This window comes from Streptomyces sp. NTH33, from assembly GCF_003236365.1.
Lineage (GTDB): Bacteria > Actinomycetota > Actinomycetes > Streptomycetales > Streptomycetaceae > Streptomyces.
The window spans coordinates 41,778-51,692 of sequence record NZ_POTZ01000004.1 but is presented as its reverse complement, the minus strand read 5'-3'; the positions used below and the strand labels follow the sequence as shown (position 1 = coordinate 51,692).

Sequence of the window (9,915 nt, the reverse complement as noted above, 5' to 3'; positions counted from 1 at the left end):
GCAGGGGGGCGTCGAAGCCGCGGGCGGCGCCGGAGCCCCGCGGGCGGTCGTCCGTCCAGTGGCGCTCGGGGCGCAGCGGGTATCCGGGGACGGTCGCGGCGGCGTTCCGGGGCAGGCCGCCGAACGGCTCCAGGCCGGCCACGTAGGCGCGCCCGAGGGCCGTGGCGACGTCGGCCGTGCCGCCGTGGTGGCGGCGCATGGTGGTCAGGACAGCCGTGCGGGCGGTGCGGCCGACGGTGAGCTGTTCGACGGCCGGGGCGAGGACCGGGTGGGGGCTGATCTCGACGACGTGGGTGATGCCGTCGTCGAGCACGGCCTGCACCGCGTCGGCGAACTGCACGGGGCTGCGCAGGTTCTCGACCCAGTAGGCGGCGTCCATCTCGGGGCCGGCCAGGCGGGTGCGGCGCACCGTCGACATCAGCGGGATGCGGGCCTCGCGGGGCCGGACGGGGGCGAGGGCGGCGAGCAGGTCCTCCCGGAGCGGGTCCATCTGGGAGCTGTGCGAGGCGTAGTCGACGTTGACCAGGCGGCAGTAGGTGCCCTCGGCGTCGAGGAGTTCCTTGAGGGTGAGCACCGCCTCCTTCTCCCCGGACAGGACGCAGGAGTTGGGGCCGTTGTGGACGGCGAGGGAGACGCTGTCCTCGAAGCCCTCCAGGGCCGCCAGCGCGGCGTCCCGGTCGAGGTCCACCGCGAGCATGCGGCCGTGGCCGGAAGTGCGGCGGGCGATGGTGCTGCGCCGGGCCATCAGCAGGGCGGCGTCCTCGTAGGAGAGGATCCCCGCGACGGTGGCGGCGGTGATCTCGCCCTGGCTGTGGCCGAGGACGACGTCCGGCTCGATACCTGCGGCGCGCCAGAGTTCGGCGAGGCCGAGCGACACGGCCCACAGGGTGGGCTGGAGCATGTCGATGCGCTGCGTCCAGGTGTCGTCGGCGCGGCCGGAGAAGATGTCGAGCAGGCTCCAGTCGGTGTGCGGGCGCAGCGCGTCGGCGCAGCGGGTGACGACCTCGGCGAAGAGCGGACTGTCCTGGAACAGCTGGGTGCCCATGCCGGTCCACTGGGAGCCCTGGCCGGGGAAGACGAAGGCGGTTCCGCCGCGCGGTACGGCGCTTCCGGTGATCAGGCCGGGCGCCTCCGGCTCGCCGTCGGGTGCCTCGGCGAGCGCGGCCAGTCCGGTGCGCAGGGTGTCGCCGTCGGTGGCCACGAGGGCGGCGCGGTGGGGGTGGTGGTCCCGGCGCCAGGCGAGGGCGCCGGCCTGGGCGGCCGTCTCGGCCGCGGTCGCGGGGACGAGCGGGACGAGGTCGGCGGCGCGTCGGCCGAGAGCGGTGGTGTCCTTGGCGGACAGGGGCAGCACGGCGGGCAGTCCGGTCACGGGGCCCGCGCCGGGGGCGGCCGTCTGCTCGGTCTCGGGCGGGCTCATGAGGACCACATGGGCGTTGGTGCCCCCCCAACCGAAGGAGTTGACGCCGAGGCAGAGGGGCCCGGTGGGCGGCAGCGGTGTCGGTTCGCGCACCACGCGGACGTTGATGTCGTCGAAGGGGATGGCAGGATTGAGCTCCGCGGAGTGGAGGCTGGGCGGCAGGACGCGGTGGCGCAGCGCGAGGAGGTTCTTCATGAGGCCGGCCAGTCCGGCGCTGGCCTCCAGGTGGCCGATGTTGGTCTTCACCGAGCCGATGAGCAGGGGAGTGTCGCGGTCGGCGCCGAGGACCCGGCCGATGGCGGTGGCCTCGATCGGGTCGCCCCGCCCGGTGCCGGTGCCGTGGGCCTCGACGTAGTCCGGGGCGCCGGCGGGCACGGCCCCGGTGTGGTACGCGCGGCGCAGCAGGTCCTCCTGCCCCGCGGGGCTCGGCGTGACGAGGCTCTCGCCGCCGCCGTCGTTGTTGACGACGGTGTTGGCGATGACGCCGTGGATGCGGTCGCCGTCGGCCAGCGCGCGGGCCAGGGTCTTCACGTAGAGGGCGGCGACGCCCTCGCCGCGCACGAAGCCGTTGGCCGCGGCGGAGAAGGTCTTGCAGCGCCCGTCCGGGGAGAGTCCGCCGAAGTGGGTGAGTCCGACGGTCACATGCGGATCGAGGATCAGATTGGTGCCGCCGACGACGGCCGCCTCGATCTCGCCGTCGCGCAGCGCCTGGCAGGCGAGGTGGAGGGCGACCAGGGAGGACGAGCAACCAGTTTCCACGGTCATGCTGGGGCCGCGGACCTTGAGGAAGTACGACAGGCGGGCCGCGATGACGTCGAGGGCGTTGCCGACGAGGCTGTGCGGGGTGGGCCGGGCCTCGCGGTCCCTGCGGAGCAGCTCGTAGTCGTGCCAGGAGGCGCCGACGTAGACGCCGGTGCGGGTGCCGGCGAGCGCGTCGGCCCGCTGGCCCGCGTCCTCGATCGCGCGCCAGCCGACCTCCAGCATCAGCCGCTGCTGCGGGTCGATGGCCTCGGCCTCGCGGGGCGAGATGCCGAAGAACTGCGCGTCGAAGCGGTCGACTCCGTCGATGAAGCCGCCGACGGCCTGGATCTCCTTCTCGGGGTCGAGTTGCGCAGTGCTGTCCCAGCGGTCGGCGGGGACGGGGCGTATCGCGTCCACGCCATTCATCAAAAGGGTCCAGAAGCTGTCGAGATCGGGCGCACCTGGAAACTTGCCGGCCATGCCGACAATGGCCGTGAGGTTCGCCGGGTCACGGTCTGCAATCGCGTCCATGTGCCGTCGCCTTCTCGTCTCGCAACCGAATACCGAAGCAATCCGTCCGAACGTATAACAGCCCATAACCAGGGGAACACCCCTGACATTTCAGGGGTGTTCCCGGTGGCCCCTAAGGGTCTGGACGGCGGATCCGGAAGTGGACCGCCGATGGGCGGGATCAGCCGCGGAAGCGTGTCCTGACCAGCCCCTTGCTGGCGTTGATCATGCGCGGGCCGATCTCCGGAGGAGCCTCCCTGCGCGACCAGACGGCGTTCATCGCCATCTTGGCCGGACTCATGGCGAAGCAGCGAGTCGCCTCTTCACCGAGACGGAACGAAGGCGAAATGAAGTCGGCGTTCTCGATGTGCTTGAGAATGCGCTTCGCCGCGTCACCCGGGGTAATCGTCCCTTCTTCCACGGCCTTGCAGAGGTCCCGGGTGAGAATGCCCATCTCATTGAATCCGGCGCTGACCGGAAGCGGGGATCCGGGGTGCTTGCTCTGTTCCAGGTCGAGGAAGACCTTCTCGTCGCCGGTGGTGTCGTACCGGTAGTACGCGTCCTCCAGCATGACGTTGCCGAGCATCGTGCCGAGCATCCAGGTGCGGTTGACGGCGTTCCACAGCTCGTAGTCGCGGAAGCCCACGAACGAGCTGTAGACGAGGTTGTCGTGGAAGTCGAACAACCCCTGCTGGAGGTTCTCCAGGTAGGAGAAGCGCTCCAGCGACCAGTCGCCGTCGCGTGAGGCGGCGATCAGACGCCAGCCGAGGGCGTTGACCAGCTCCATGGTGTTGGTCAGGCCGCGCGAGTAGAGGGCGTCGATGAAGCCGGCCGCGTGCGAGGTGAGGCAGAACCGCTCCCCCACGACCTGCTTGGCCGAGTACTGGAGCCGTCCCGTGGACACCCACGGCCTGACCGCCTTCGCGCCCTGGAACTGCCAGGCGATCTCCGGGTGGCGCTTCAGGAAGTCGCCGAACTCCTGCTCCGGCGTGGCGTCGCCCTTGGGGAAGACCCGCGGGTCGTACGTCAGGCCCACGCTGCACAGCGGGTTGAGCGAGCCCTCGTGGTTGTCGAACGGGATGACCCACAGCCAGCCGCCGTCGAAGACGTGGTGCAGGGTGCCGTGGTGCCAGGGGTTGGGCTGCTTGTGCTGCCGTCCGTTGGGCGAGCGGTCATAGGGCTTCACGCCGACCATGTGCGTGAACATGCTGCGCGAGTGGGTGCGCGCCCGGGTGGGCGTCTCCCGCAGCCCGAACTTCTCGGCCAGCGGCGAGCGGAACCCGCTGCCGTCGACGACATAGCTCGCCCGGAACTCCTTGCCGTTCTCGGTGCGCAGCACCGCGCCGCTGTCCGGGTCGATCTCGATGTCCGCGATCCGGGTGGCCAGCTGGGGCACGGCTCCGTACTTCACGGCCAGGTGGAAGAGGTAGGCGTCGATGTCCTGCCGGAAGAGGTGGCTCTCGGTCCTGATGGCCGAGGGGACGACGAGCTGGTTCACCTCCGCCGGGTTCTGGGCGCGGCCCTCGCGGTGGTAGACGAAGCCGAAGTTCTGCTTCTGTCCGCAGTTGCGGGAGACCTCCTTGCGGATCCCCTTGAAGCTGGAGAGGGCCTTCAGCTCGGGAACCTTGTACCGGTCGGCGATCAGCCGGGTCATGCCGGACGTGTACGGGATCGTCGACTCGCCCACCGCGAACCGGGGATGGGTGCCGGCGTCGAGCAGCAGCACCTTGACGCCGTTGCGGGCGAGGACCGCGCCCAGCATGCCGCCGGCCATGCCGCTGCCGAGGATCGCCACGTCGTACTGGTTCTCGGTTGTCTTCTTCGTGTCCTTGCGCGGCACGCCGCTCACCTGTCTCTCGTCGATAGGAAAAGGTGCCTGCTCATCTCGCTGCCGCTTCCAGGAAGTAGGTTCTCGGCAGTTCCTTCCGAGTCCGGATGCCGAGCTTCCGGAAGGCTTTCGTGAGGTGCTGCTCCACCGTGCTCACGGTGACGGTCAGGGCCTCCGCGATCTCCCGGTTGGTCCTGCCGTGCGCGGCGAGCGCCACGACCCGACGTTCCGCCCAGCTGAGCAGGGCGAACGCCGCGCTGTCCGGCTCGGTGACCCCCACCGTGCCGTGGACCACCGGGGCGGGCCTGCCGGCCCCGCACTCACGCCGCAGGCGCTCCGACTCCTTGAGCGCGGCGAGCCCCCGGGGGGACTGGCCGGACACGGTGTACTCGTCCGCGAGTTCGCCCAGCGCGCCCGCGAGCTGGAAGCGGTCGCCGCAGGCACGGAAGATCTCGACCGCCTCCTCCAGCAGCCGTCCCCGCCGGCCCTTCTCAACGACCGCCGCGCAGGCCCGCAGGGAGATGCCGCGGGCCCGGGACGGGCGCTCGCCTGCGAGCGCGAGCTGCTGGTGGGCGAGGTCACGGGCGGACCGCAGGTCGGACAGGGCGAGATGGGCGCGCGCGGCGCTGCTGCGCCACGGTACGAGCGTCGGCTGGTCCAGGCCCCACTCCGTCATCAGCTCGCCGCAGCGGCTGAAGTCGTCGAGCGCGGCGTACGGACGGCCCGTCTCCAGGTGGTAACAGCCCCTGGCGTGGAGGTAGTAGAGCCCGAAGCGGCTGGAGAACATGCCCTCGGGCACCGGCTGGGCCACGTACTCCGCGGCGGCGCCGAAGTCCCCGAAGGCGGTCGCCGCCTGGATCAGGTTGGCCAGCGGGCCTCCGATGCACACGCCCCAACTGTCCGCGGGGACCTGGGCGAGGGCCGCTTCGGACAGCAGCCGGGCGTGCGACAGGTCGCCCTGCCGCAGCGCGATGCCCGCCCGCAGCGAAGCGAACTCGGCGGCCCACAGCGGCACCTTGCGGGCCCGCGCCTCCTCCAGCCAGTGGTCGCACCAGCGGGCGGCGGCCTCCGGCCGGTCGGCGAACGACAGGGCGGCCACCGCGCACATCAGCCATTCCTGGGTGTGCTTGCCGAGCCGCATGGCGCGCAGGGCGCTCTCGGCGTCGGCGACCGCGGAGTCGTCCGGCCCGTGCGCCAGCACCTGCGCCAGCGCGGTGACGCCCAGCAGGCGCGGATCGCCCGTGGCCGTGCCGCCGAGCGGCGGCGGGGGCTGCACGACCGGGTAGGTGACGGAGAGCAGCTTCCAGGTGGCGCGCACCTCGGCCGCGTAGCCCGGGTCCCGGCGCTCGTCGGTGTCGTCCAACTGCGCCACGGCGCCCACCGCCTCGTCGAACCTGCCGTGCCACAGCAGGTACTTGGCGAGCATCAGGGTGTGCCGGGCGGGCAGCCGGCCGTCGCGCAGGGCGATGGCCAGCACGCCGAGGTGGGGCGTGCTGATGGACGGGTTGAGCATCCAGGCGGTCGATGCCAGCAAGGCACGCAGGCCGACCCGTTCGCCGTCGTCGGTGCCGAGACGCAGGGCGGCTTCCAGGCACGAGTGGGCCTCGGCGACGCGGTTGCCGTTGAGATGCCGTTCGGCGGCGTCGCGCAGGACCGGCACGGCCCAGGTGAGCGAGCCGTCGTCGTCGCAGTTGCGCAGGTGACGGGCGGTACGGGTGGCGGCGATGCCTTCCTCGTAGCACATCAGGGCGGCGTGCCGGTGGAGCGCGGCGCGCTCGGCGGCGCTCAGCCCTTCGAGCACCGCCTGGGCGGCCACGGGGTGCCGCAGGCGCATCCCGTCCAGGAAGCCGGCGGCGGCCAGTTCCCGGGTGCCGCGGACCACGGTGCTCGGCTCCTGGCCGGTGAGGCGGGCGAGGAGGGCCGGGGCGTGGATGTCCCCGTCGAGCACGGCGAGTGCCCGGGCGAGCCGCAGCAGTGCGGGGCGGCCCCGGTGCAGACAGCTGAGCAGCGTGTCGCCGTAGGTGTCGCCGACGACGACGGTGCCCGGGTCGGACGCCTGCCGGGAGTCCTCCAGCAGCGCCCTGACCAGGAGCGGGTTGCCGCCGCTGACCCGGTGGCAGCGTTCCGCGAAGACGGGGTCCGGCGGTGCGCCCCGGTGGAGTGTCAGCAGCGCGGTAGTCTCGGTCAGCGAGAGCGGGCCGGGGTTCACGCTGCGGTAGCGGGGCTGGCGCAGCAGCTCGGCGTGCAGCTGCGGGTGCGCCGGGCGGGACAGCGGGCACTCGGTGAGCGCCAGCACCACCCGGGCTCCGCGCAGCTGCCGGATCAGATGGAACAGCCAGTGCAGCGTCAGGTAGTCGGTGAACTGCACGTCGTCGACGCACAGCAGCACGGGCACGTCCTCGGCGGAGCGGACCACCTCGGTGCAGAGTTCGTGCAGCACGTCGGTGGTGTCGGCGTCGAGGATGAGCGGGGTGTCGCCGGCGGTGCCGGCGACGTCGTCGCAGGTGCCGCGGAGTCTGTCGAGGAGGGCCACGGCCGTGCCGGGGGCTCCGGACGAGCGCAGCAGCTGCTGGAGGACGCTGCCCGGCGACAGCCGCTCGGGCCACGAGCCCACGGCGTCCAGGACCACGAAGCCGTTGTCCCGCGCCGCGCCCTTCACCGCCGTCAGGAGCTCCGTCTTCCCGCAGCCCATGGCGCCGCCGATCATCGCCACGCCGCCGCCGTCGCCGCGTGCGCAGGCCTGGAGGAGACCGGTCAGCTCGGACAGCTCGCGGTCCAGACCTATCAACCGCATATGTTGCTCTCCTCCTATCCAGCCGACGAGGTCACGCGTTCCGGCTCCGCCGCGCCCTCCGGGGTGGGGACCTCGACCGGCTTGCGGTAGACGCGGGAGAGCAGCGGACCGGTCATGGCCGTGGTGACGACCGCCATGACGACCATCAGCGAGTACAGATCGGCGTCGAGCAGGCCGAGTTGCAGGCCGACGCCGAGGATGACCAGTTCGGTGAGTCCGCGGGTGTTCATCAGGACGCCGAGCGCCGCCGCCGGCCGCGACGGCAGGCCCTGGGTACGGGCGCCGGCGTAGGTGCCGCCGAACTTGCCGACCACGGCGACGAGCAGGATCAATCCCAGCTCGGTGAAGTCGGAGGCCTTCATGGAGCCGAGGTCGACCTTCAGTCCGGCCACCACGAAGTAGACCGGCAGCAGCAGGGAGGTGACCTCCCCCATGCGGTCCTCGATCTCGTTCCGCAGCAGGAGGGTCTTCTCCCTCGGCATGATCGTGCCGAACAGGAAGGCACCGAAGATGAAGTGCATCCCCATCACCTCGGTGGCCGCCGCGGAGAGCAGCACGCCGATGAAAACCAGGGCGAGGTGCCAGGGCGCGAAGGGCACCGCCTGCCCGTTCCTGACGAAGATGCGGCGCAGCAGCGGCCGCACCACGAGCATGGTGACGAGGACGTAGGGCACGGCGAGTGCCACGCGCCAGTGGTCGCCGCCGCCGCCGACCGTCGCCTGGACCGCCGCGAGGGCGGTCCAGGCGACGACGTCCGCGGAGGCGGCCGTGGCCAGGGCGATGCCGCCGATCGTCGTCCTGCTGAGCGCCCGTTCGGTGAGGATCCTCGCGAGCACGGGGAAGGCCGTCACCGAGACGGAGAGGCCGACGAACACCACGAACGCGGCGGTGTTCGACACCTCATGGGTGCGCATCAGGTAGAACGCGAGCCCGATGCCGAGCAGAAAGGGAACAACCGTGGAGCCGGTGACCGCGCCGCCGGTCACCCGGCTCCTGCCGCGCAGCGTGGCACGCTCCAACTCCATGCCGACCGTGAACATGAACAGTGCCACGCCGACATCCGCCATGCCCGTGAGCAGCGGGCGGATGTCCGCCGGAAACAACAGATCCGATATCGCCCCGTTGAACAGGGTCGGCCCCAGCAGGATGCCCGCGACGATCTCGCCCACCACGGCCGGCTGGTTCACCCGAGCGGCGAGATGCCCGAGAGCTCTCGCGAGGAAGAGGATCAGCCCGAGATCGATGAAGAGCAACGTGACCTGATGACTGCTCATGACAGCGGCATCCTGCCCGTCCTTGTCTCGTGGGGAGAGTGGTCAGCTCTCCGCGGCCTCGGCGCTCTGCTCGATCAGGTCGTCGATCTGCAGGGTGAGCATCGGGTGCTTGCCGCTCAGCCCCGAGATCAGCCGCACGAAGTTCGAGGAGGGCGTGCGCTCGCGGTCGGGGTCGACCATCTCCGTGGCGAGGCTGTGGTAGAACTCCTTGTACTTCGTGCGGTCGTAGAACCGCTCGACGAAGTCACGGATCTCGTCGAAGAAGGCCCGGTACGCGGTGACGTACCGCTTGAGCGCCTGCTCCTCGATCTCCGGGTGCTGGATGATCTGGTCGACGATCCTCGCCAGGGTGCTGCCGGCGAGCGTGGCCAGCGCGACACCGGTGGAGAACAGCGGGTCGACGAACGCGGCGGAGTCGCCCACGCACACCCAGCCGTTGCCGTTGAAGCTCTGGCTCGTGTACGACCAGTCGCGGGCCGTGCGCCAGCCGGCCGACTGGTTGGCGCCCGCCAGCATCTTCTTCAGCTTGGTGGACTTCTCCACCTCGCCCTTGAAGAGGTCCTCCAGGGACTTGCCGTCCTTGCTGGCGTCCTCGGAGCGGGTCACGTAGCCGACGCTGACCGTGCCCTTGTCGATCGGGATGGCCCAGAACCAGCCCTCGTCCAGACCCTCGATGAGGATGTTGGTGTACTCGTCGCCGCCGAGACGCTCGCAGTTGTCGAAGTACGTCCAGACGGCGACGTTGCGGAGCTCCTCGTGCCAGGTGATGTCGGCGTAGCGGCGGCTGAGCAGACGCGCCTGGCCCGAGGCGTCGATGACCAGCTTGGCGCGGGCTTCGTGGGAGCCGTCGGTGCCGCGCAGTGTGTAGCGCACGCCGGTGACGCGGCCGTCGGTCTCGATGGGCTCCTTGACGGTGGCTTCCTCGATGATGAACGCGCCCAGCTCACGGGCGCGGTCGAGGATCAGCGAGTCCATGTCGGCCCGCCGGGTGTGGTAGGCGTACTCGTGGCTGCCGCCCTCGACGAACGAGAAGTTCCACGGCACCTGGGCGTTGCCCCAGACGAGCGTGCCGCCGTACTTGCGCTCGAAGCCGCGGGCGTCCATGCGTTCGGTGATGCCCAGCTCATCCATGGGACGCATGAAGGCCGGGATGAGGGATTCACCGATGTGGTACCGGGGGAACCGCTCGCGTTCGAGCACGAGGACCCGGTGTCCGCGCTTCGCGAGAAGTCCCGCGGTGGTCGAGCCTGCCGGCCCACCACCGATGACGATGACGTCGTATTCGTCAGGTACTCCGTGAAGAGACGACGACATGAAACTTCCTCCCCTTGCTTCGACAGACGTGCCCGCT

Annotated in this window: 5 protein-coding genes; all 5 read right to left on the bottom strand. The window is 70.9% G+C overall.

Annotated elements, in window-relative coordinates:
* Positions 1-2,689, bottom strand: a 2,689-nt coding sequence (locus C1I97_RS00970; RefSeq protein WP_181446501.1) for a type I polyketide synthase, incomplete at its 3' end; no start/stop codon positions are given.
* Between the two features lie 160 nt (positions 2,690-2,849).
* Entirely contained in the window at positions 2,850-4,508 is a 1,659-nt protein-coding gene (locus C1I97_RS00965; RefSeq protein ID WP_258382362.1) for an NAD(P)/FAD-dependent oxidoreductase, read from the bottom strand.
* A gap of 40 nt (positions 4,509-4,548) precedes the next feature.
* Positions 4,549-7,290 (bottom strand): AAA family ATPase, encoded by a 2,742-nt coding sequence (locus C1I97_RS00960; RefSeq protein ID WP_111001300.1) that lies wholly within the window; start codon positions 7,288-7,290, stop codon positions 4,549-4,551.
* Positions 7,291-7,304: 14 nt separating this feature from the next.
* Positions 7,305-8,564: a cation:proton antiporter gene (locus C1I97_RS00955; RefSeq protein ID WP_111001299.1), complete on the bottom strand. Its 1,260-nt coding sequence runs from the start codon at positions 8,562-8,564 to the stop codon at positions 7,305-7,307.
* Between the two features lie 42 nt (positions 8,565-8,606).
* A complete protein-coding gene (locus C1I97_RS00950) occupies positions 8,607-9,878 on the bottom strand; it encodes an NAD(P)/FAD-dependent oxidoreductase (protein WP_111001298.1) in 1,272 nt (423 codons plus the stop codon).
* Positions 9,879-9,915: the final 37 nt, after the last annotated feature.